This window comes from Bradyrhizobium sp. ma5 (genome assembly GCF_042258955.1).
GTDB lineage: Bacteria > Pseudomonadota > Alphaproteobacteria > Rhizobiales > Xanthobacteraceae > Bradyrhizobium.
This window is the reverse complement of the sequence record NZ_CP170156.1, coordinates 4090953-4112188: the sequence shown is the minus strand read 5'-3', so window position 1 is coordinate 4112188 and position 21236 is coordinate 4090953. Positions and strand designations below refer to the sequence as shown.

The window sequence follows — 21236 nt, the reverse complement described above, 5'->3', positions numbered from 1 at the left end:
CGTTCACTCCAGATTCTGGACCTGTTCGCGGAACTGCTCGACCACGTTCTTCATTTCAAGCCCGGTGTTGGTCAGCTCGACGTCGTTCGACTTCGAGCAGCAGGTGTTGACCTCGCGATTGAACTCCTGGGCGAGGAAGTCGAGCCGCCGCCCGACCGGTCCGCCCTTGCCGATCATCTCGCGCGCCTGGCCGATGTGCGAGGCGATACGGTCGAGCTCCTCGCGGATATCGGCCTTGGTGGCGATCAGAATCGCCTCCTGGCTCAGCCGGTCGGCATCGAAGCGATCGGAGGTCTCCAGCAGCGCCGCGATCTGCTCGGCAAGCCGCGCCTTGATCGCCTCGGGCTTGCGGCCGGGAGCCGTCTCGGCGCGCCTGGCGAGCCGCTCGATCTCGTCCATCCGCTGCATCAGGATCTGGCCCAGCGCATCGCCCTCGCGGCGGCGCATCTCGACGAGGCTGCCGAGCGCCTGCTCGAACGCCTTCGTCGCCGCCTCGCGTGCCGCCTTGTCCTCGTCCTCATCGCTCGCAGGCTCAACCACCTCGATGACGCCCTTGATGCCGAGCAGCCCGTCGATGCTCGGCGCCACCGCGTCGATCCGCTGCGCGAGCTCACCTGCGACCTTCACGACCGCAGCCAACACATCCTCGTTGATCCGGATGGTCTGCGCCGCATCGGTGCGCTTGACGCTGAGATTGGCGTAGACCGTGCCGCGCGACAGCAACTCGCCGGCCCGCTTCTTGGCGAGGGCTTCCAGTTCGTCCCAGCCCGGCGGCAGCCGCAACCGCAGGTCAAAGCCCTTGGCGTTGACCGACTTCAGCTCCCACTCGAACGTATAGGGACCGCTCGCGCCATGGCTTCGGGCAAAGCCGGTCATGCTCGATAGCGCCATCGCGTGAAACTCTCCAACAGAAGGATATGGGGCTCACCCGGAGACGACGAGACTCGTGGGCAGCCGGTGCGACCTTAGAACGGATTCCGTGAAAGTGGAATTACGTCCACCCTCGAGAAATGCAGAGCTACGGCAAGGTCCGGGAAAGCGTGAAGCGGATTTCCGAAAGACCATGCTCGAACAAGAAGCTAAAGCGCGTTGATCGCATCGCGCTTTAGCGCTGCACAACCGGCGGCGAAACGGTCTGCTGGGCTGCGCCCTGCCGTCCGCTGCGCGGCGGCTTCTTCTGATTGGTGGGCTTCGCCGGCGTGGCCGCCGTGGGATTGGTGTCGGCCGCCCCAGGCACTGCCGCGGCCGGCGCCGGATCATCCGCGGGCTCGACGGTGTCGTTCTGGATCTGCTTTTCCGACGCGCGCAGCTTGGCGACGTTCTTCGCGTGCTGGTCGTAGGTTTCGGTAAAGGCGTGGCCGCCGGTTCCGTCGGCAACGAAGAACAAGTCGCGGGTGCGCGCCGGATTGGCGGTCGCCTCCAGCGAGGCGCGGCCGGGATTGGCGATCGGTCCCGGCGGTAGGCCGTCGATCACATAGGTGTTGTAGGGCGACGGTTGCGTGATCTCGCTACGCTTGATCGGACGCCCCAGCGTTCCCTTGCCGCCCACCAGTCCGTAGATGATGGTCGGGTCGGACTGCAGCTTCATCCTCTGCCGCATGCGGTTGACGAACACGGCTGCAACGCGGCTGCGCTCGTCGGCACGGCCGGTTTCCTTCTCGACGATCGAGGCCAGCGTCACCAGCTGGTCCGGCGATTTCAACGGCGAGTCGGTGTTGCGGCGTTCCCAAATCTCGGCGAGCACGCGCTTCTGCGCCTGCTGCAAGCGCTGGATCACCTGGTCGCGCGTGGTGCCGCGCGGGAATTTGTAGGTCTCCGGCAACAGCGTGCCCTCGCGCGGAATCTCGCGCACCGAGCCGGTGAAGATGTCGTTGTCGGTGAGCCGCGTCACGATCTGCTCCGAGGTCAGACCTTCAGGGATCGTGATGGCGTGCTGCACCACCTTGCCGTCGACGATGGTGGCGATGACGTCGCGCAGACTCGCATTCTTCTGGAACGAGTATTCGCCGGGCTTGAGGTCGGAGCTCGCCTTCAGCGCAAACACGCTGCCGATGAAGACCCACGGGTTGACGTTGATCACGCCCTCGCGCGACAGCACGTCGGCGATGTCACGCTTGCCGGCACGCGCGGGGATGTTGACGATCTTGTCTTCCTGCAGCGGCCCCGGCGATTCCAGCGTCTGCTTGCCGTAGTAATAGGTGGCCCCAGCACCGATCATCAGGATGATCAGGATGGTGAAGATGGCATTGCCGACGATCACGAAGGGATTGCGGGCGCGATCCGAACGCTTGGGCGGCGGCGGAACCTGCTCGGGCTCCAGCGCCGCACGTGGACTCCTCGGTGAAATGGGCGGCCTCTCACTCATCGATGCAAACCAATATCCTGCCGGTTGAATCGTGGCCGGACAAACCCCTGCCCTGCCAATAGCATACGCCCGCTATTAGGAGTCACCGCGGAATACGGCAAAACGGTGGACTAGTTCTAAAGTCCCGTTCCGATCGCACCTGAACGGGACTTCAGATTCTTATATCGACGCGTTTTCTTCACGCGAACCGGTACCCAGTACCCACTTCGCTCGAAAACGCTCTAGCGACCTACTAATTGGTCACGCGCTGCACGATCACGGAGGCATTTGTGCCGCCGAAACCGAAGGAATTGGACAGCGCCACATTCACGTCACGCTTGCGCGACGTGTGCGGCACAAGATCGATCGCCGTCTGCACCGACGGATTGTCGAGATTGATGGTCGGCGGCACCACATTATCGCGAATCGCCAGCACCGCGAAGATCGCCTCGATCGCACCGGCAGCGCCGAGCAGATGTCCGGTCGCGGACTTGGTCGACGACATCGAGACCTTCGAAGCCGCATTGCCGAGCAGACGCTCGACCGCGCCGAGCTCGATCTCGTCGCCGACCTGCGTCGAGGTGCCGTGCGCATTGATGTAGTCGAGATCGGATGCGACGAGGCCGGCGCGCTTCAGCGCCATGCTCATGCTGCGGAAGCCGCCATTGCCGTCCGGCGGCGGCGAGGTGATGTGGAAGGCATCACCCGACAGGCCATAGCCGGTGACCTCGGCGTAGATCTTCGCACCACGCTGTTTGGCGTGCTCGTATTCCTCGAGCACCAGAATGCCGGCGCCCTCACCCATCACGAAGCCGTCGCGATCCTTGTCGTACGGTCGCGATGCCTTTTCCGGCGTGTCGTTGAAGCCGGTGGACAGTGCGCGCGCTGCACAGAAGCCGGCAATGCCGATGCGAGAGATCGGCGATTCGGCGCCACCTGCAAGCATCACCTCGGCGTCGCCGAGCGCGATCAGCCGCGCCGCATCACCGACCGCGTGCGCGCCAGTCGAGCACGCCGTGACGACCGCATGATTGGGCCCCTTCAGGCCGTGCTCGATCGAGACGTAGCCGGACGCCAGATTGATCAGGCGGCCCGGAATGAAGAAGGGAGAGATCCGGCGCGGTCCACGCTCCTTCAGCAGCACCGCGGTCTCGGCAATGCCGGTGAGGCCGCCGATGCCGGAGCCGATCATCGTGCCGGTCGCGAACTGGTCCTCATCGGACTTCGGATGCCAGTCGGCATCGTCGAGCGCCTGCCTGGCCGCGCACATCGCATAGAGGATGAAGTCGTCGACCTTGCGCTGGTCCTTCGGCTCCATCCACTGATCGGGATTGAAGGTGCCGTTGGAGCCGTCGCCGCGCGGAATGTAGCAGGCGACCTGGCTCGGCAGGTCGGACACTTCGAACGTGTCGATCTTCTTGCCGCCGCTGTCGCCGGCGAGGATACGCGCCCAAGTTGCGTCAACGCCGCAGCCGAGCGGAGTAACCATGCCCAGCCCCGTGACGACAACCCGTCTCATTTCAACGTCTCCGGCCAGCAATGCGCGGCTGATAGTAAGAAGCCGGGGGACCGCTTGATCACGGTCCGTCCGGCCCCGTCAACTTCGCGATCGGCGTCAGCTCTTCGCGTTCTTCTCAAGAAACTTGGTCGCGTCGCCCACGGTCAGGATCGTCTCCGCGGCGTCGTCGGGAATCTCGCAACCGAATTCTTCTTCGAAAGCCATCACGAGCTCGACCGTGTCGAGGCTGTCGGCGCCGAGGTCATCGATGAAGCTCGCGCCATCGACCACCTTCTCGGGTTCGACACCAAGGTGCTCGACCACAATCTTCTTAACCCGCTCGCCAATCTCACTCATCGTTCAACCTCGTTGTTCCATTGGACCCGACCCCAAGACGATACGAGCCATCGTGGTCGTCTCGATTACTCAGTCGCGCATAGTCTTGATTCGGCCCGGTCGTAGCCGATTAAAGCCCCGGCGAACGGCAGGCGTCGCCACGCCAATATACAGGGTTTCAAAATCCTGCAATGGCGTTCTTTGCCCATCCATAGGGGGTTCAGCTATCATACTTCCCAAGCCTTGACTACACGCCTGAACTGGCTCCCGAAAACGGCTTTTCGCCGCATTGCGAGAGCCAGCAACCAACTCAAATCATAGCCATCCCGCCGTTGACGTGAATCGTCTGGCCGGTGACGTAGGCGGCCTCGTTCGAGGCCAGATAGACGGCTGCCGCAGCGATATCCTCGGGCGTTCCGAGCCGCGCCGCAGGAACCTTCGCCAGGATGGTTTCGCGTTGCTTGTCGTTGAGCGCATCGGTCATCGGCGTCTTGATGAAGCCCGGTGCGATGCAGTTCGCGGTCACGCCGCGCTTGGCGTATTCGGCGCCCAGCGTCTTGATCAGGCCGATGATGCCGGCCTTCGACGCGGTGTAGTTGCCCTGCCCCGGATTGCCGGTGACGCCGACGATCGAGGTGATCGCAATGATGCGGCCGAAGCGCTTTCGCATCATCAATTTGGTCGCCGCGCGCGCCAGGCGGAATGTCGCGGTCAGGTTGACCGCGATCACGTCGTCCCAATCCTCGTCGCGCAGCTGCACGAACAGGTTGTCGCGGGTGATGCCGGCGTTCGCAATCAGGATGTCGACCTGCCCCATCGCAGCTTCCGCCGCCGGCACCAGCGCCTCGACGTCATCCTTGCTGGAGAGATTGCACGGCAGCACATGAACGCGCTCGCCGAGCTTGGCCGCGAAGCCGTCCAACACCTCGCGCCGCGTCCCCGAAATCGCGACCGTCGCGCCCTGCGCATGCAGCGACTGCGCGATCGCGCCGCCGATGCCGCCGGTTGCGCCCGTCACGAGCGCCGTCTTGCCAGTCAGATCAAACATCGAATTCTCCTTCCGGCTGCTTCAGGCCGATGCTGCCAGCGCATCCTTGGCCGCAGCGATATCGTTCGGGCCGCCGACGGATACGCCGACCGCGCCATCGGCGATGCGCTTGACGAGACCGGTCAGCACCTTGCCGGCGCCGATCTCGAAGAACCGCGTCACGCCCTGGCCTGCCATATAGGCAACCGACTCGCGCCAGCGAACCGTCCCCGTGACCTGCTCGACCAGGCGGCGGCGGATCTCGTCGGGATCGGTGATGGAGGACGCCAGCACGTTGGACACCAGCGGCGCGGCGGGCGCCTTGATGGTGACGCCGGCCAGCGCTTGCGCCATCGCATCGGCCGCCGGCTGCATCAGCTTGCAGTGGAACGGTGCCGACACCGGCAGCAGCATGGCGCGCTTGGCGCCCTTGGTCTTGGCGATCTCGACCGCGCGATCGACGGCGGTCTTGTCGCCGGAGACCACCACCTGGCCGCCGCCATTGTCGTTGGCGGCCTGGCAGACCTGGCCCTGCGCCGCCTCATTGGCGACCGCGACCGCCGCCTCGTAGTCGAGGCCGAGCAGCGCCGCCATCGCACCGGCGCCGACCGGCACCGCCCTCTGCATGGCAAGCCCGCGGGTCCGCAGCAGCCGCGCGGTGTCGCTCACGGTCAGGCTGCCGGCGGCGGCGAGCGCCGAATACTCACCGAGCGAGTGCCCGGCCACGAAGGCCGCGTTGCGGCCGACCGAGAAGCCGGCCTCGCTCTCGAGCACGCGCAAGGTGGCGATCGAGACCGCCATCAGGGCGGGCTGGGCATTTTCCGTCAGTTGCAATTTCTCGCCCGGACCATCCCAGATGATCGCGGTCAGCTTCTCGCCGAGCGCGGAATCGACCTCATCGAACACGGCCTTCGCGACTGGAAAGGCGTCGGCCAGGGCCTTGCCCATGCCAACCGCCTGCGAGCCCTGCCCGGGAAATGTGAATGCTGCCGTCATCGGCGCTCCCTACCTTGTTGAGCGTGATCCCCGCGCAAGCGCCGCGCCTGCCGCAGGGGAAAACGGTATCCCGTCGCGCGAAACGCGCCACAGCGGGTCCGGACCAATTCCCTGCAACCAAATCTTGCAACCGGCCTCGGACCGGGCCGTAAGACACTGATGGGGGGCGCGATGTCAAGCCGCGCGCGCGGAACCCTGGGGATGCCGGGGCCGGCCCGGCCTAGAATCCGCCGGCATTCTGGTCGGCGTTAACCTCGGCGCCGGCCCGCGCCCGGCGCGCGCTGTTGACCAGTTGGCCCGGGCGGTCTTCCCGATTGGGCTTGGCGGTCGCCAGCCGCAGCACGGCGGCGTAGCCCGGCTGAACTTCCATCCGGTCGGCATAGCGGCTTCCGCTCAGGATGCGGTGGACGCGCGGCAGGTTGTAACAAGGCACGTAGAACAGCAGATGATGCTCGAGGTGGTAGTTCACGTAGTACGGCGCGATGAACAGCCGCTCGAGCACATTGGCCCGCGTGGTGCGGGTGTTGCGCAAGGGGTCGGCGCTGTCGGGCACGACGGCATGTTCGGCGATGTTGCGGATCCGCGTGATCACCATCATCCAGGTCAGCAGCGGCACCAGCCACAACAGCGGATAGGCCCACCACACGCCCGCAGCGGCGAGCCCTGCGAACAGCAACGCGTTGGTGACGCATTGTGGCCCGAGCTTCTGCCAGAAGTTGGCGGCGCGCTGCGATAGCGGCCATTCCTTCGGTCCGATCGCATTGAGCAATTGCGCCTTGCGCTGCTGGTAGCCGGTCTGCCCGGTGATATCGCGGAAGAATTTCCGGCGGTAGCTCATCTTGGTGATCGGAAACGGCGCCGACAGCACCAGATCGGGATCATCCTCCTGCTGCGTCCGCGCATGGTGCTGCAGATGATAGCGGCGATAGCCGCGGGTCTCGGCGAAGATCGGATAGGCGCAGAACCACTGGCTCAGCGTGAGATTGGTGTTCTCGTTCGCCGAGAGACAGCCATGCGCACCGTCATGCATCAGGATGGCAAGCCCGAGCTGGCGCGAGCCGATGATCGCGACCGCAAGCAGATAGGTCAGCGGATTGGGCCACCACGCAACCAGCGCGATTGCACCCAGGATCAGCGCCCAGGCGTGCACGATCAGGCCTGCGCCCTTCCACGTCGTGCGTTGCCGGACCGTGACCAGTTCATCCTCGGTGAGGAAATCTCGGGCACGCATGCGTAGTGCGGTCATGAGCTGGTCTCCCCGTCCGTTGAGGATGAAGTGTCGCGATCGCCGACCAGGCGCAGCCGCGATCCATCATTCGTCGATGTCGCCTGCTCGCCGAGTGCGCGCAGCAATTCGCGGCACATCTCCTCGCCTCCGCGCCCCATCGCAAAACCCTCGACGATCACGCCGATCGCAATCGCCCAGAAGCGCCGCGAGCTCTCTTCGGGCGCGCGCAGCGAGCGCCAGCCATGCCGCTCGACCTGGCCGGCGTAGGCGCGTGCGCCTTCACTGTGCAGTCGCTCGATGGTGCGCTCGACCAAAGGCGCGAGGTCCTGCCGGCGCCGTGTCAAGGTCAGGGCCTCGGCGAAGAAGGCGACCGTGTCGGTCGCGGTCACGGTCTCGGCCAAGGCGTGGGTGTAATCCCGCGGCGTGTGGGCGTGCAGGGCGGCCTGCTCGGTCGCGCGCGCGAGGTAAAGCATGTCGCGGCTGGCGGCTTCGACGAACAGCGCTTCCTTGGTGCGGAAGTAATAGGTGATCTGGCTCGGAAAGGCGTCTGCGGCGGCGGCAATGTCGGAGATCGACGTGCCCGAGAGCCCGCGCTCCTTGAACAGGCGGCTGGCGGAATCGAGCAGCAGCGAGCGCATCTTGCGCCCCGCCGACCGCGTCGCGCGGACCGCGTGCTTCGGATCGGGCGCAGGCATGCCGCTGGCGGTCTCCGAACCCATCGATCGTCCTCCCGGAACATATTTGTATGACATACAAACAAAGAAATCAACAGGAACCGGCCGAAAGTTGCGCTGGGCGACCGGCGCGGCTACGACCTCTCGTCACTCTGGGGGCCAAGAACCCTCCGCGGACCCTTGCCTTCGCGGCCAAAATCCGTATAACGCGCCCCATTCGTGGGCTCCGGCCGGGAGCTGAACGGACGGTCTCAGCAAATTCACCCGTTGATTTTGATGTGGCAGGGCCAGTCGGCCCGTCGTCCCGTGCTTCCGCCTTCTGAGCAGCTCGAGTCCTTTCCGAAGGTCTCGAAGGGCTTGTCGCCGGAAACCACGCCAACACAGGAAAGGACAACCATGCCTCTTTATGAGCATGTTTTTCTCGCGCGTCAGGATGCGAGCACCCAGCAGGTGGATGAACTGACGGCCCAGATGACGGGTATCGTCGAACAGGGCGGCGGCAAGGTCACCAAGACCGAGAGCTGGGGCGTGCGCTCCCTCACCTACCGCATGAACAAGAATCGCAAGGCGCATTTCGTGCTGATGAACATCGACGCACCGTCGGCTGTCGTCACCGAGATCGAGCGCCAGGAGCGGATCAGCGAAGACGTCATCCGCTATCTCACCGTGCGCGTCGAAGAGCACGAGGAAGGCCCGTCCGCGATGATGCGCAAGGCCGATCGTGACCGCGAGCGCGATGACCGTGGCGGTGGCTTCCGCGGCGACCGCGAAGGCGGCTTCCGTGGTGATCGCGATGGCGGCGGCTTCCGCGGCGATCGTGGCCCGCGCCGTCCGCGCGAAGAAGAAGCTGCGACCGAGGAGTAATGAATCATGGCTGATGCTGGTGCCCGCCGTCCGTTTTTCCGTCGTCGCAAGTCCTGCCCGTTCACGGGCGCGAATGCGCCGAAGATCGACTACAAGGATTCCAAGCTGCTGATGCGTTACGTCTCCGAGCGCGGCAAGATCGTGCCGAGCCGCATCACGGCCGTGTCCGCCAAGAAGCAGCGTGAGCTCGCCCGCGCCATCAAGCGTGCGCGATTCCTCGGCCTGCTGCCCTACGTTATTCGCTAACCGTTTCTGGCCGGCGGCACGCGCCGCCGGCCGCTAATTCTCATAAGGCTTCCGGGTCGTCCGGTCGCCGATGGTTGGGGTTCTCGACAGAGTACCTCTAACCGCTCGAAAGGAGCGGGACAGCTGATGATCGCGATCCTCATTATTGCACTTGCCGCCGGCGCCGCATCGGCGCTGATGTTCGCCTCGATCGTCTCGGGCGCGGCAATCTCGATATTGCTGTTCTATCTCGCGCCGCTGCCTCTGATGGTGACGGCGCTCGGCTGGGGCCCGCTCGCCGCCGCCATCGGCGGTACCGCTGCAGCGTCCGTGCTCGGCGCGCTCTTCGGACTTCCCTATTGCATCGCCTTTGCCATGATGGTCGCCCTGCCCGGCTGGTGGCTCGGCCATCTCGCTTTGCTCGGACGGCCGATCGCAGGCGCAGCCGGCGATAGCGCTGCCCAGCAGCCGCCCGCGCTCGAATGGTATCCCGTCGGCCGTATCCTGCTCTGGATCGCGGCCTTCGCCATCATCACCACGACCGCCGCGCTGCTGACGCTCGGCACGGATACCGACACGATCACCGGCACGTTGCGGCGCGGCCTGCTCAAGATGCTCAGCGCCGGCGAAACGCAACCCGGCAGTGACATCGAACGCTTCGTCGACGCGTTGTTGATCTTCGCGCCACTCGCGGCAACGGTCATCGCGATGGTCACGCTTACGCTCAACCTGTGGCTCGCCGGCAAGATCACACAAACCTCGGGGCGGCTGAACCGGCCGTGGCCGGAGTTCCGCAGCACCGCGCTCCCCGCCATGGCGCTGGTCGCGTTGCTGGTGGCGGTCGCCTTCAGCTTCGTCGGTGGCATGCTTGCGCTGCTGGCGCAGATCGTCACCACAGCGCTCGTGATCGCCTATGCGCTGGTCGGCTTCGCCGTGCTGCACACCCTGACGCTGTCGCTCGCCAATCGCGGCTTCTGGCTCGCCGGCATCTATGCCGTCGTCGTCATGTTCGGCTGGCCGATCGTGGCAATCTTCGCGCTCGGCATTGCGGACGCCGTGTTCGGACTGCGCCAGCGCTATCTGCAAACCAGACCGCCGCCTTTGCCTGCGGCCTGACATTCGATCCAACCACTCAACCCGATACTTAGCCTCTAAAGGAGAACGAAAATGGAAGTCATTCTGCTGGAACGCGTTGCCAAGCTTGGTCAGATGGGCGAGGTCGTGCGCGTCAAGGACGGGTTCGCCCGCAACTTCTTGCTGAAGCGCGGCAAGGCGCTGCGCGCCACCGAGGCGAACCGCGCCAAGTATGACGGCATGAAGGCCGAGCTCGAGGCCAACAACATCAAGGCCAAGGGCGAAGCCTCCGTGGTCGCCGAAAAGATCGACGGCCGCGACATCATCATAATCCGCCAGGCTTCCGAATCCGGCCAGCTGTTCGGCTCGGTCACGGTGCGCGACATCGTCGTTGCACTGGCCGCCGACGGCATCACGGTTGCGCGCCCGCAGGTCTGGCTCGACTCGCCGATCAAGGTGATCGGTGCGCAGAAGGTGACGATCGCAGTTCACCCCGAGGTCGAGACCAGCGTCACCGTGACGGTCGCCCGCTCCGCCGAAGAGGCCGAGCGGATCAAGCGCGGCGAGGACATCTCGACCCGCCAGGAAGATCAGGACGCTGCCGCCGAAGCGCTCGCCGCCGCCGGCGAATTCTTCGATCCGGAAGCGCAGCACGACGACGAGGCCGCGCCGGCTCCGGCCGCCGAAGAAGAGAAGTAAGCTTCTCTTCTTCGCTCCACCGACTGAAGCCCGGCCCCATCAGGCCGGGCTTTGGATTCGTGCCGCCGCCTGATCATCGAGCATGGCGATCGACGCGAGCGCCGTCGCGGTATGCTTCTCCTTGCCGTCGATGATGCAGAACACATCGGCTGCGACGACGGCGACCTGACGCCCGGGCTTGATCACGCGCGCCCGGCAGATCAGGCGATCGCCCGATGCCGGCGACAGCAGGTTGAGCTTGTACTCGGCCGTCAGCGCCGGCTGGCCACGCGACGTCGCGGCCGCGATCGTGGTGGCGTTGTCGACCAAAAACGCCGTCACCCCGCCGTGAAACAAGCCGTACTGCTGCAACAGTTCAGGCCGGCGGTCGACCGCGAGCGTGCACGCGCCGCGTGACAGCTCGGCCACCTCAGCACCGACAAGACCCATGAAGCCCTGACGGCCGACATTGTCGCGAATCCGCGTCGCAATCGGCGCAAAGTCCGGATCGGCCTCGTTCATGACGTCCCTCCCGCTCGCTCCGGCGCACCCGGCGCCACCACCGCGCGGATCGCGCAGGCGATCAGCGTCTCGACCTGTTCGCGCGGGTCGCCGTGATGGCGGCCCGACAGATAGGCGCGGCAAAAGATCTGCGCCGGCCCGATGATCTGGCTGAAGAACAGCACAGCGCTCATCGGCAGCAACTCGCCGCGCGCGAGCAGCGGCGCGCGCCAGCGGTCGATGCCGTCAGTGAGCCGCGAATTCTCGGTGCGTTGCGCGCCGCGCACCTCCTCGCCCCACTCGCTGCGCGAAATCTCGAACAGGAAGCGCGCCTCGCGCCTGTTGGTCACGACCCAATCGAGATGGGCGCGGATCAGCCGCGCAACGCCCTCGCCGGCGCCGTGCGTGTCGTTGACCGCGGTGATGATCGCGGCGTGATAGGTCTGCAGGATCTCCAGGAACAGGGTTCCGGCGAGCTCCTTCTTCGAGATGAAGAAGTGGAAGAAGCTGCCGTTGGACGCGCGGGCGCGGGAGCGGATCTCGGCCACCGTCGCACCCTCGAAACCGTCGCGGTCGAACACCGCCAGTCCCGCTGCCAAGAGGTCTTCGCGCGCCGTACTCACCTCTGCTCCCCTGCTGACTAGATCAAAACTCTAGAGCTTTGCTCTAGTCGCAGTCAAATGATAACGCCGGACCTCACGGCCCGGCGTTGGCGATTACTTCGAGTTCGGCGCTTCCGGCGGACCGGAGCCTGGCGTCGTCGGGGGTGGCGGCGGAGGCGGCGCGGCCGCGGTTACCGGCGGCGCGGCGGGTGCCGGCGCCGGAGATGCGGCAGCGGCTGGCTCGGGCGCAGGGGAAGCGGCGGGAGCCGCGGGAGTGACCTGCGGGACCGGGTCCGATCGCACGGCAGCCGGCTCGCTGCCCGTGTTGGCTTTGGGCGCATCGACCTTGGCCGTATCGGGCTGGCTGGCAGGCTTCGCCGGCTTCTCGGCCTCACCCTTGTCTTCGGGCTTGATCGCCGTCTGGGATTTGGGCTCGTCGCCCGACGTCTCGCCCTTGGGCATCTCGTCGGACTTCGGCTCCTCGACCGGCTTGCCGCGACGACCGTGCTTCTGGCGCGATGGCCTGCCCTCGCCGGCGGCCTGCGGGATCTGGCCGTCGTCCGGCTTGGCACCATCCGGCGTCTCGCTCGGACGTGCCATGCGCCGGCCGCGGTGATGAGGACGTGCCTCGGGATTCAAACCGTCGGCGTCGGGCTTCGCGGCTTCCTTGGAACCTTCCTTGGCCCCTTCCTGCGGCGCCGCACCCTGGTGCTGCCGGCGAGACGGGCGCTCGGCCGGCTGCTCCGGGGACTGGTTCGCCTCCTGGCGGCCGTCTCGGCCGCCCTTGGCCCCCTTGGGCTGATCCTTGGCCTGGTAGCGCGGGTCGTTGGCGCCGTTCGAGATCAGATAGGACGAAAGCACGCCGGCCATGTCGCTCGACGTTGTGTAGTGCTGGCGCAGGAAGCCCGGCAGCGAGCCGGCCGGTACGGTCTTCAAGAGACCCCGCGGGCTCTTGTGGCAGGCCGTGCAGGTGTTGGCGAAAATCTGGGAGGGGCTTTTGCCGGCCTCGAGGTTTTGCGCTTGCGCCGATACGGCTGACAGACAGCCAATCAGAAGCGCGACCGTCGCCAGACTGAGGGCTCGGCTCAACATTCCTTAAGTCTCCAGATTCCGGAAAAATCGCCGCCTGCGCCTGATGGATCGGCCGCGGCGGTCACCTTTTATCCGATTATCGCGCGAATGGAAGCGCGCGCGTGCCGCATCCACGCAATTGTCACATTTTGGAATATCGGCTTTGAGCACAACGCAATAGCGCGATCCAATTCCCTGCCTATCTTTGGGTCGGGGACACATTGGAGTGATCAGCTCCGGTGGTGTCAGTGTGCAGCTTGCCGTTCCGTTGGTGCTTCGATGGACCGATTGTTGCGATTTTTCTTGGGGCGCTTCATCCGCCGCGGTTCGATCACGTTCACGACCGCAAGCGGCGCCAAATTCACCTGTGGTGACGGCACGGGCACTCCCGTCGCCGCACGGTTCATGACCAGCGCCGCCGAACTGCGCATTCTGGTCGATCCCGAGCTTTACCTCGGCGAAGCCTTCATGGACGGCACGTTCGTGGTGGAGCAAGGCAGCATCGCCGACGTGCTGGCTGTCCTGATGGGCCAAGCGGCCATGCTGCCGAACTTTGCCAGGCTGCAAGCCTGGGTGCGGTTCCTCGGGCGGCGCGCCCAGCAGCTCAATGTGCGCGGCCGTTCCAGGAGCAATGTCGCCCGCCATTACGACCTCGACGGCCGCCTCTATTCCCTCTTCCTCGACGCGGACAAGCAATACAGCTGCGCCTATTTCAAGACGCCGGACTCGACGCTGGACGACGCCCAACTCGCCAAGAAGCGCCACCTCGCCGCAAAACTCCTGATCAAGCCCGGCGACCGCGTCCTCGACATCGGTTCCGGCTGGGGCGGACTCGGGCTCTATCTCGCCGAGATGAGCGGCGCCGACGTCACCGGCGTCACGCTGTCGACCGAGCAGCTGCAGATCGCCAACGCCCGGGCGGCGGAGAAGAACCTGGCGTATTCGGCGCGCTTCCTGCTGCAGGATTACCGCGACATCCCCGGCCCGTTCGACCGCATCGTCTCGGTCGGCATGTTCGAGCATGTCGGGGTCGCGTTTTACGAAACCTTCTTCAAGCGCTGCGCCGAGCTCCTCAGCGATGACGGGGTCATGCTGCTGCATTCGATCGGCCGCTCGACCGGTCCTGACGTCACCAGCCCCTGGATCCGGAAATACATCTTCCCGGGCGGCTACATTCCGGCGCTCTCCGAGGTCATGCCGGCGATCGAGAAGGCCGGATTGCTGATCTGCGACATGGAGATCCTGCGCCTGCACTACGCCGAGACCCTGAAGGCGTGGCGCGACCGCTTCATGGCGCGGCGCGAGGAGGCCGTGCGGCTCTACGACGAGACCTTTGCGCGGATGTGGGAATTCTATCTGGCGGCCTCGGAGATGTCGTTCCGGGTGCAGAACATGATGAACTTCCAGCTGCAGCTGACCAAGCGCCAGGGCATCGTGCCGATGACCCGCGACTATATCGGGCGCGAGGAAGGCCGCCTCCGGCACAAGGAAGCCGGCGCCGCGAAACCCCGGCTGCAACTCGCCGGCGAATAGGTCTGCAAGCGCGGATACCGCTAGTTGCGCAGGCTGTAGGCCGAGCCGCAATGGGCGAAGGTCGGTGCCGGGCGCGCAAGGTGGGCCGCGGCCGCCGAAATCAGGTTGATGTCGCAGGGAACGTTTCGGACCTCCGGACGCGCCGCCTGCTCCATGGCATCGACAAGCGACGCTAGCCAGCGGCGGTCCGTGCCGCCTGCCCGGCTGATCCTTAGTCGCGCTGTCTGAAACTCTCGAGCCATCGTCGCCGTATCTTCCCTGAGCGAAGACAACCCGGAATCCGCCGGGTCGTTCCGCGAGCCTGCCGCAAAGAAAATGCGCCAGGTGTGATCTGCTTCACAGAGGTCTGTTCCGGGCTGTCGTAGTGGTCCGGAATGACCCGAGAACCGCACCAGACGATGTTGGACCCGCAACGCGACCTCGTGACCGACTACGCCCTGATCGCAACCGGCGTGGCGGCCGCCTTGATCGCGCTGGCTTTCCTCATCCTGGTCTGAGGAACCGAAGCCAGCACCGACCTCGCTGCTGGTTGGGCGCGGCAGCCTGGCAAAAGGTTCAGGCCGCGTCGGATTTTTGCCAACGCCATCGCTGACCGGCCGGACTCCGCCGATTTTCGAGCGAAACCCCGTCAAGCGGAATGCATCCGGCTGTGGCGGATTCACACATCGCGTTGTGTGAATCGTGCATAAGAAACATCCGTCCTTTCGCTTCGTGCCGGGCTGGCGCTTGATCGCGGCCCCACAGCCGAAAATCTCAGTAACGACGAAATCAGAAGAATAAGCTCGTCCATGGCCTTGATTGATTCGAACGTCCACAAGCTCGCGCCCGACGCCGCGTCCGCGACCTATCGGAGCGCGCCGCACAACATCGAAGCGGAACAGGGGCTGCTCGGCGCAATCCTGGTCAACAACGACGCCTTCTACCGGGTCTCCGATTTCCTGGAGTCGAAGCACTTCTTCGAAGCCATCCACCAGCAGATCTTTGAAACGGCCGGCAGTCTGATCCGGATGGGTAAGGTCGCCAATCCCGTGACCTTGAAGACGTTCCTGCCTGCCGAGCTTGACCTGGGCGGCATGACGGTCAGCCAATACCTCGCCCGACTCGCCGCCGAAGCCACCACCATCATCAACGCGCAGGACTACGGGCGTACCGTCTATGATCTCAGCCTGCGCCGCAACCTGATCCAGATCGGCGAGGAGATCGTCAACGTCGCCTACGACGCGCCGGTCGATTTTGCCCCGCGCGCGCAGATCGAGGACGCCGAACGGCAGCTCTACGGCCTCGCCGAGACCGGCCGCTACGATGGCGGATTCCAGCGCTTTGCCGATGCACTCACGGTCGCCGTCGACATGGCGGCAAAGGCGTTCCAGCGCGACGGCAAACTGTCCGGCATTTCGACAGGGCTGCGCGACCTCGACGCCAAGATGGGCGGATTGCAACCAAGCGACCTGATCGTGCTCGCCGGCCGACCCGGCATGGGCAAGACCTCGCTCGCCACCAACATCGCCTACAACATTGCCAGGGCCTATGTCCCCGAGGTGCAGGCCGACGGCACCACCAAGGCGGTGAACGGCGGCGCGGTCGGCTTCTTCTCCTGCGAAATGAGCGGCGAACAGCTCGCCACCCGTATTCTCGCCGAACGCACCGGCATTCCGTCCAGCCACATCCGGCGCGGCGGTATCACCGAGCTCGATTTCGAGAAGATCCGCGACTGCTCGATCGAGTTGCAGTCGCTGCCGTTCTACGTCGACGAAACCGGTGGTCTCTCGATCTCGCAGCTCACCGCGCGCGCCCGCCGGCTCAAGCGGCAGAAGGGCCTCGACCTGATCGTGATCGACTACATCCAGCTGTTGCAGGGCTCGGGCAAGAAGGGCAACGACAACCGGGTGCAGGAAATCACCGAGATCACCACCAATCTGAAGGCGCTGGCGAAGGAGCTCAACGTCCCCGTGATCGCGCTGTCGCAGCTCTCGCGTCAGGTCGAGAACCGCGAGGACAAGCGGCCGCAGCTTTCGGACCTGCGTGAATCCGGCTCGATCGAACAGGACGCCGACGTCGTGATGTTCGTGTACCGCGAGGAATACTATCTCGCGAACAAGGAACCACGGCCCGGCACCCCGGAGCACGCGACCTGGCAAGCCGAAATGGAGCGCGCGCTCGGCAAGGCCGAAGTCATCATCGGCAAGCAGCGCCACGGTCCGACCGGCACCGTCGAACTGCACTTCGAAGCCAGCGTCACCCGGTTCGGCGATCTCGCAACGGACGGACTGGTCCCGGATCGCCCGCCCTCCTACTAAAGCGTTTTCGAGCGAAGTGGATACCGGTTCGCGTGAAGAAAACGCGTCAAAACAAGAATCTAGAGCCCGTTCCGATTCAATCGGAACGGACAGGGCTCTAATGCTGGGGCACTGTTGAAGGCCGCTGGCCCCGCTTGTACAACTGAGCCATGAACATCGTGACCGACGCGAAATCGCAGCTGACGCCCGAAGCCAGTTTGCTGGCGGCCCATCCGGCCGCCACCGGCATCCTCACCGTCGACCTCGACGCCATCATCGCCAACTGGCGCAAGCTCGAGAAGACCGCGGTCCCGGCGGAATGCGCCGCCGTGGTCAAGGCCAACGCCTATGGCTGCGGCGCCGAGCAGGTGTCGCGGGCGCTGGCCAAGGCCGGCTGCAAGACCTTCTTCGTCGCCACCGTCGAGGAGGCCGCCGTTGTGCGCGCGGCCGTTCCGCAGGCGACCGTGTATGCGCTCGGCGGCTTTTTTCAGCAGACCGGCGACGCCTACGCCAAAATCGACTGCAAGCCTGTGATCGGCGATCTCAACGAGCTCGCCGAATGGGACGTGTTCTGCCGCCGCTCCGGCTGGTCCGGCGGCGCCGCCATCCATATCGACACCGGCATGAACCGGCTAGGGCTGACGGTCAGCGAAGCGCAAGGCATCATCCCGCGGATCAATGCCGGCGACCACGGCATCACGCTGGTCATGAGCCACCTCGTCTCTGCCGAATTGCTCAACAATCCCGCCAACGCCAGGCAGCTTGCGAGCTTCCGCGAGATCGCGAGCCTGTTCACCGGCGTGCCGGCTTCGCTGGCGAACTCCTCCGGCGTGTTCCTCGGCGCGCAATTCCAGTTCGAGATGGTGCGGCCGGGCTGCGCGCTCTATGGCGTCAATCCGACGCCGGAGGCCGACAACCCGATGCAGCAGGTGGTCGATCTCAAGGCGCGCATCGTGCAGATCCGCAACATCGATCGCGGCGAGACCGTCGGCTATGGCGGCACCTGGACCGCGCGGCGGCCGACCCGGCTTGCGATCGTCTCCGCCGGCTATGCCGACGGCTATTTCCGCGCCGCCAGCGCCAATGACGGCACCCGCGGCGCCGAGGTCGTGGTCGCCGGCAAGCGCTGCCCGATCGCCGGCCGCGTCTCGATGGATCTGATCGCCGTCGACGTCACCGATCTCGACAAGAATGCCGTGCGGCGCGGCCACATGGTGACGCTGATCGGCGAAGGCATCACGGTCGACGAGGTCGCGCATCATTTCGGCACCATCGGCTATGAGGTGTTGACCAGCCTCGGCCGCCGCTTCGTGCGCATCTACAAGGGCGGCGATGCCGTCGCCACGACAAGCGACGCGCCTGCCGAAAGAAGCGACGCTGCTGTCGAGAAGAGCGAGCCGGCCGCGGTGCAAGCGGCGCCTCCTGCTTTGCCGACAGCAGCGCCTGCGCCGCCGCCATTGCCTGCCGCCGCGCCAACGGCACCGTCCACCTGACGCGATCGGGGTTCGCGATTGCCGATGAAGATCGCGACCTTCAACATCAACAACGTCAACCGCCGGCTGCCGAACCTGCTGCGCTGGCTGAAAACCGCGAAGCCCGACGTCGTCAGCCTGCAGGAGCTCAAGGCCAGCGACGCCGAGTTTCCCGCGGCCGCGCTCGAGAAGGCCGGCTACGGCGCGGTATGGCAGGGACAGAAGACCTGGAACGGCGTCGCCATCCTTGCGCGCAAGGCCGAGCCGGTCCTGATCCGCACCGCCCTGCCCGGCGACGCCAACGATCATGAGGCGCGCTACATCGAGGCCGCGGTGCGCGGCATGGTCGTCACCAGCCTTTACCTTCCGAACGGCAATCCGCAGCCCGGGCCCAAATTCGATTACAAGCTCGCCTGGTTCAATCGGCTGCGCGCCCATGCCGCCAAGCTGCTCAAGCAGCAGGTCCCCGTGGTGCTCGCCGGCGATTACAACGTCGCGCCGACGCCTCTCGACATCTATCCGACCCGCTCCTGGGACAAGGATGCGCTGATCCAGCCGAAGAGCCGCGCCGCGTTCAAGGCGCTGGTCGATCAGGGTTGGTGCGATGCGCTCCGCACGCTGCATCCGGATCGTCAGATGTTCACCTTCTGGGACTACAAGCGCCAGCGCTGGCCGCGCGATGCAGGCCTCCGGCTCGATCATCTGCTGCTCAGCCCCGACGTGGCGACGCGGCTCGCGAAAGCCGGCGTCGACCGGGATGTTCGTGGCGAGGAAGGTGCCAGCGATCATGCGCCGGCGTGGGTCGTGCTGAAGTGATGGGCCACCGTCACGCCTCGTGACAATCAGCATTGTTGGTCGCGACGCGGATCGGATGACGCCGCACAGACCACGTCGTCCTGGCGAAAGCCAGGACCCATAATCACCGCATTTGATTGTGAACGGGATGGTGGCCCCAGCGTCGCGCAACGGCTGATGCTCGGGGTAATGGGTCCTGGCTTTCGCCAGGACGACGTCGAGTTTGTTGCACGGCGTGCGAGTCAAACATGCGCATTCTCGTGCCACGGGAGCCTGCGGTACACGCGAATGCGGCTGGATGTGGCGGACCGGGTACAGCCGGAGGTGGTGCAAATCGACTAGCCTGCCATCGATTTGATTCATGCATTGGGGCTGCCCATGAAGACATATTGCGTCGCCGCCACCGTGCTCATGCTCGGCATTGCAAGCGCGTCCGCTGCCGACCTCGCCGCCCGCCCCTACACCAAGGCACCCCCGATCGTCGCCGCCACCACCGACTGGAGCGGCTTCTATGTCGGCGCCAATGGCGGCGGCGGCTGGAGCCGGAAGTGCTGGGACATCGTGCCCTTCACCATCGCCAATCCGGCGCTCGGCGTGGTGAATTTCGCCGGGCCGGAAGGTTGCCACACCGCGAGCGCGGCGACCGCCGGCGGCCAGATCGGCTATCGCTGGCAGCAGGCGGCCTGGGTGTTCGGCGTCGAAGCGCAGGGCAATTGGGCCGACCTCTCCGGCTCGAACCCGTCCACAGCGGCGTTGTTCGCGGGCTTCGCCAACCGCTCGAAGATCGATGCCATCGGCCTGTTCACCGGACAGGTCGGCTATTCCTGGGGCGCCTTCCTGCTGTACGCGAAGGGCGGCGCAGCCGTCGTGCGCGATCGCTATGAGAGCTTCATCACGCCGGCTTTCGGACCCGGCGTGCCGGTCGGCTTCATCGCCGACCGTGGCAGCGAGACGCGCTGGGGCGGCGCGATCGGCGCCGGCGCCGAATATGCGATCGCACACAATTGGTCGCTGGCGATCGAATACGACCATCTGTTCATGGGGACCAACAACGTTCACATGACCTACGATCCGGTCTTCATCGCCCAGCTCAACCATGACGAACGCATCCGCCAGGACGTCGACATGGTGACGGTGCGCGTCAACTACCGCTTCGGCGGCCCGGTCGTCGCGAAGTACTGACGCGGCGCGCGACGGCACGTCCCTTGTTCAACGCGCCCTTGCGCCGTCTCGAACCATGAGGTCACACTGAGCCTTCGTTGTCGAGGCACGCATCCGGCGTGGCTCGGGATCACGTCCCGGAGTGCGCGTGGGCTTCCTGTTCGTCCTCATCGTCGGCCTGGTCGCCGGCACCATCTCAGGCATCGTCGGGACCGGCTCGTCGATCATGCTGATGCCGGTGCTGGTCTATCAGTACGGGCCGAAGCAGGCGGTGCCGATCATGGCGGTCGCAGCCGTGATGGCCAATCTGTCGCGCATCCTGGCCTGGTGGCGAGAGGTCGACTGGCGCGCCTGCGCCGCCTATTCGATCACCGGCATCCCTGCCGCAGCACTCGGCGCGCGCACGCTGCTCGCCCTGCCCTCGCACGCGGTCGACGTGGCGATCGGCCTATTCCTGATCGCGATGGTGCCGGTGCGGCACTGGCTGGCGCGACACGAGCTGAAAGCCAATCTTTGGCATCTCGCAATCGGCGGCGCCTTGATCGGCTATCTCACCGGCATCGTGGTCTCGACCGGACCGCTCAGCGTGCCACTGTTTTTGTTTTACGGCCTCAACAAGGGCGCCTTCCTCGCCACCGAAGCGGCGAGTTCGCTCGGGCTCTATGTCAGCAAGTCGGTGACGTTCGAGCGGTTCGGCGCGCTGACACTCGACATCGCGCTGAAGGGCCTGATCGCCGGCGCCTCGCTGATGGCCGGCGCCTTCATCGCCAAGCGCTTCGTGCTGCAGATGAAGCCGGAGGCCTTCCGCCTGATCATGGATGGCATCATGCTGGCGGCGGGCGCGTCGCTGCTATGGTCGGCAGCATTGCATTAATCCGGGC

Annotated in this window: 22 protein-coding genes; 10 read left to right on the top strand and 12 right to left on the bottom strand. The window is 65.4% G+C overall.

Annotated elements, in window-relative coordinates; genetic code table 11:
• Positions 1-3: 3 nt before the first annotated feature.
• The 8 genes from ACE103_RS18780 to ACE103_RS18745 form a co-directional block, all read right to left on the bottom strand.
• Positions 4-891, bottom strand: a complete 888-nt coding sequence (locus ACE103_RS18780; RefSeq protein ID WP_375780644.1) for a YicC/YloC family endoribonuclease — start codon at positions 889-891, stop codon at positions 4-6.
• 214 nt (positions 892-1105) lie between these two features.
• Positions 1106-2365: an endolytic transglycosylase MltG gene (mltG, locus tag ACE103_RS18775; RefSeq protein WP_223968035.1), complete on the bottom strand. Its 1260-nt coding sequence runs from the start codon at positions 2363-2365 to the stop codon at positions 1106-1108.
• A 232-nt stretch (positions 2366-2597) separates the two neighbouring features.
• Positions 2598-3863: a beta-ketoacyl-ACP synthase II gene (gene fabF / locus ACE103_RS18770; RefSeq protein ID WP_223968036.1), complete on the bottom strand. Its 1266-nt coding sequence runs from the start codon at positions 3861-3863 to the stop codon at positions 2598-2600.
• A gap of 96 nt (positions 3864-3959) precedes the next feature.
• Positions 3960-4199, bottom strand: a complete 240-nt coding sequence (locus ACE103_RS18765; RefSeq protein ID WP_011441358.1) for an acyl carrier protein — start codon at positions 4197-4199, stop codon at positions 3960-3962.
• A gap of 289 nt (positions 4200-4488) precedes the next feature.
• Positions 4489-5226 (bottom strand): 3-oxoacyl-[acyl-carrier-protein] reductase, encoded by a 738-nt coding sequence (gene fabG, locus ACE103_RS18760; protein WP_223968037.1) that lies wholly within the window; start codon positions 5224-5226, stop codon positions 4489-4491.
• Positions 5227-5247: 21 nt separating this feature from the next.
• A complete protein-coding gene (gene fabD, locus ACE103_RS18755; RefSeq protein ID WP_375780643.1) occupies positions 5248-6201 on the bottom strand; it encodes an ACP S-malonyltransferase in 954 nt (317 codons plus the stop codon).
• Between the two features lie 220 nt (positions 6202-6421).
• The gene (locus ACE103_RS18750) at positions 6422-7447 is read right to left on the bottom strand and encodes a fatty acid desaturase family protein (protein WP_375780642.1); all 1026 of its coding nucleotides are present in this window, start codon (positions 7445-7447) and stop codon (positions 6422-6424) included.
• Positions 7444-8148, bottom strand: a complete 705-nt coding sequence (locus tag ACE103_RS18745; RefSeq protein ID WP_375780641.1) for a TetR/AcrR family transcriptional regulator C-terminal domain-containing protein — start codon at positions 8146-8148, stop codon at positions 7444-7446. The genes ACE103_RS18750 and ACE103_RS18745 overlap by 4 nt, the downstream gene beginning before the upstream one ends.
• Before the next feature lie 351 nt (positions 8149-8499).
• On the opposite strand from ACE103_RS18745, the gene rpsF reads away from it, so the two are divergent.
• The 4 genes from rpsF to rplI all read left to right on the top strand — a co-directional run bounded on the left by rpsF (position 8500) and on the right by rplI (position 10965).
• Positions 8500-8967 (top strand): 30S ribosomal protein S6, encoded by a 468-nt coding sequence (gene rpsF, locus ACE103_RS18740; protein ID WP_092113431.1) that lies wholly within the window; start codon positions 8500-8502, stop codon positions 8965-8967.
• A gap of 6 nt (positions 8968-8973) precedes the next feature.
• Entirely contained in the window at positions 8974-9213 is a 240-nt protein-coding gene (rpsR, locus tag ACE103_RS18735) for a 30S ribosomal protein S18 (protein WP_016844287.1), read from the top strand.
• A gap of 126 nt (positions 9214-9339) precedes the next feature.
• A complete protein-coding gene (locus tag ACE103_RS18730) occupies positions 9340-10308 on the top strand; it encodes a hypothetical protein (protein ID WP_375780640.1) in 969 nt (322 codons plus the stop codon).
• 51 nt (positions 10309-10359) lie between these two features.
• Positions 10360-10965 carry a 50S ribosomal protein L9 gene (gene rplI, locus ACE103_RS18725; protein WP_223968042.1) on the top strand — a complete coding sequence of 202 codons (606 nt, stop codon included), beginning with the start codon at positions 10360-10362 and terminating at the stop codon, positions 10963-10965.
• Between the two features lie 39 nt (positions 10966-11004).
• On the opposite strand, the gene ACE103_RS18720 is transcribed toward rplI, so the two are convergent.
• The 3 genes from ACE103_RS18720 to ACE103_RS18710 form a co-directional block, all read right to left on the bottom strand.
• Complete coding sequence (locus ACE103_RS18720) at positions 11005-11466, bottom strand: PaaI family thioesterase (RefSeq protein ID WP_375780639.1); 462 nt, start codon at positions 11464-11466, stop codon at positions 11005-11007.
• On the bottom strand, positions 11463-12068 hold the full coding sequence (locus tag ACE103_RS18715) for a TetR/AcrR family transcriptional regulator (RefSeq protein WP_375780638.1): 606 nt from the start codon (positions 12066-12068) through the stop codon (positions 11463-11465). Before ACE103_RS18715 ends, ACE103_RS18720 begins: the two co-directional genes overlap by 4 nt.
• 93 nt (positions 12069-12161) lie before the next feature.
• Complete coding sequence (locus tag ACE103_RS18710) at positions 12162-13139, bottom strand: hypothetical protein (protein WP_375780637.1); 978 nt, start codon at positions 13137-13139, stop codon at positions 12162-12164.
• Positions 13140-13397: 258 nt separating this feature from the next.
• Here ACE103_RS18710 and ACE103_RS18705 point away from each other — a divergent pair, with 258 nt between their 5' ends.
• Complete coding sequence (locus ACE103_RS18705) at positions 13398-14651, top strand: class I SAM-dependent methyltransferase (RefSeq protein ID WP_375780636.1); 1254 nt, start codon at positions 13398-13400, stop codon at positions 14649-14651.
• Between the two features lie 20 nt (positions 14652-14671).
• Here ACE103_RS18705 and ACE103_RS18700 read toward each other — a convergent pair whose 3' ends face one another.
• Positions 14672-15283 carry a hypothetical protein gene (locus ACE103_RS18700; RefSeq protein ID WP_375780635.1) on the bottom strand — a complete coding sequence of 204 codons (612 nt, stop codon included), beginning with the start codon at positions 15281-15283 and terminating at the stop codon, positions 14672-14674.
• A 156-nt stretch (positions 15284-15439) separates the two neighbouring features.
• Here ACE103_RS18700 and ACE103_RS18695 point away from each other — a divergent pair, with 156 nt between their 5' ends.
• The 5 genes from ACE103_RS18695 (at position 15440) to ACE103_RS18675 (ending at position 21229) form a co-directional block, all read left to right on the top strand.
• Positions 15440-16948, top strand: a complete 1509-nt coding sequence (locus tag ACE103_RS18695) for a replicative DNA helicase (RefSeq protein WP_223968047.1) — start codon at positions 15440-15442, stop codon at positions 16946-16948.
• 149 nt (positions 16949-17097) lie between these two features.
• Positions 17098-18420, top strand: a complete 1323-nt coding sequence (gene alr / locus ACE103_RS18690) for an alanine racemase (RefSeq protein ID WP_375780634.1) — start codon at positions 17098-17100, stop codon at positions 18418-18420.
• A gap of 24 nt (positions 18421-18444) precedes the next feature.
• Positions 18445-19215: an exodeoxyribonuclease III gene (gene xth / locus ACE103_RS18685; RefSeq protein ID WP_375780633.1), complete on the top strand. Its 771-nt coding sequence runs from the start codon at positions 18445-18447 to the stop codon at positions 19213-19215.
• Between the two features lie 357 nt (positions 19216-19572).
• A complete protein-coding gene (locus tag ACE103_RS18680) occupies positions 19573-20376 on the top strand; it encodes an outer membrane protein (RefSeq protein WP_375780632.1) in 804 nt (267 codons plus the stop codon).
• A 127-nt stretch (positions 20377-20503) separates the two neighbouring features.
• Positions 20504-21229, top strand: coding sequence for a sulfite exporter TauE/SafE family protein (locus ACE103_RS18675; protein ID WP_375780631.1), 726 nt, complete (start codon positions 20504-20506; stop codon positions 21227-21229).
• Positions 21230-21236: the final 7 nt, after the last annotated feature.

Bases quoted from the DNA above. Each gene is read 5' to 3' on its own strand.
- rpsF (WP_092113431.1), top strand. From the start codon at position 8,500: ATGCCTCTTTATGAGCATGTTTTTCTCGCGCGTCAGGATGCGAGCACC.
- mltG (WP_223968035.1), bottom strand. From the start codon at position 2,365: ATGAGTGAGAGGCCGCCCATTTCACCGAGGAGTCCACGTGCGGCGCTG.
- ACE103_RS18780 (WP_375780644.1), bottom strand. From the start codon at position 891: ATGGCGCTATCGAGCATGACCGGCTTTGCCCGAAGCCATGGCGCGAGC.
- fabG (WP_223968037.1), bottom strand. From the start codon at position 5,226: ATGTTTGATCTGACTGGCAAGACGGCGCTCGTGACGGGCGCAACCGGC.
- ACE103_RS18765 (WP_011441358.1), bottom strand. From the start codon at position 4,199: ATGAGTGAGATTGGCGAGCGGGTTAAGAAGATTGTGGTCGAGCACCTT.
- ACE103_RS18695 (WP_223968047.1), top strand. From the start codon at position 15,440: ATGGCCTTGATTGATTCGAACGTCCACAAGCTCGCGCCCGACGCCGCG.
- ACE103_RS18745 (WP_375780641.1), bottom strand. From the start codon at position 8,148: ATGGGTTCGGAGACCGCCAGCGGCATGCCTGCGCCCGATCCGAAGCAC.
- ACE103_RS18705 (WP_375780636.1), top strand. From the start codon at position 13,398: ATGGACCGATTGTTGCGATTTTTCTTGGGGCGCTTCATCCGCCGCGGT.
- ACE103_RS18710 (WP_375780637.1), bottom strand. From the start codon at position 13,139: ATGTTGAGCCGAGCCCTCAGTCTGGCGACGGTCGCGCTTCTGATTGGC.
- fabD (WP_375780643.1), bottom strand. From the start codon at position 6,201: ATGACGGCAGCATTCACATTTCCCGGGCAGGGCTCGCAGGCGGTTGGC.
- ACE103_RS18730 (WP_375780640.1), top strand. From the start codon at position 9,340: ATGATCGCGATCCTCATTATTGCACTTGCCGCCGGCGCCGCATCGGCG.
- ACE103_RS18720 (WP_375780639.1), bottom strand. From the start codon at position 11,466: ATGAACGAGGCCGATCCGGACTTTGCGCCGATTGCGACGCGGATTCGC.
- ACE103_RS18680 (WP_375780632.1), top strand. From the start codon at position 19,573: ATGAAGACATATTGCGTCGCCGCCACCGTGCTCATGCTCGGCATTGCA.
- rplI (WP_223968042.1), top strand. From the start codon at position 10,360: ATGGAAGTCATTCTGCTGGAACGCGTTGCCAAGCTTGGTCAGATGGGC.
- fabF (WP_223968036.1), bottom strand. From the start codon at position 3,863: ATGAGACGGGTTGTCGTCACGGGGCTGGGCATGGTTACTCCGCTCGGC.
- xth (WP_375780633.1), top strand. From the start codon at position 18,445: ATGAAGATCGCGACCTTCAACATCAACAACGTCAACCGCCGGCTGCCG.
- ACE103_RS18750 (WP_375780642.1), bottom strand. From the start codon at position 7,447: ATGACCGCACTACGCATGCGTGCCCGAGATTTCCTCACCGAGGATGAA.
- alr (WP_375780634.1), top strand. From the start codon at position 17,098: ATGAACATCGTGACCGACGCGAAATCGCAGCTGACGCCCGAAGCCAGT.
- rpsR (WP_016844287.1), top strand. From the start codon at position 8,974: ATGGCTGATGCTGGTGCCCGCCGTCCGTTTTTCCGTCGTCGCAAGTCC.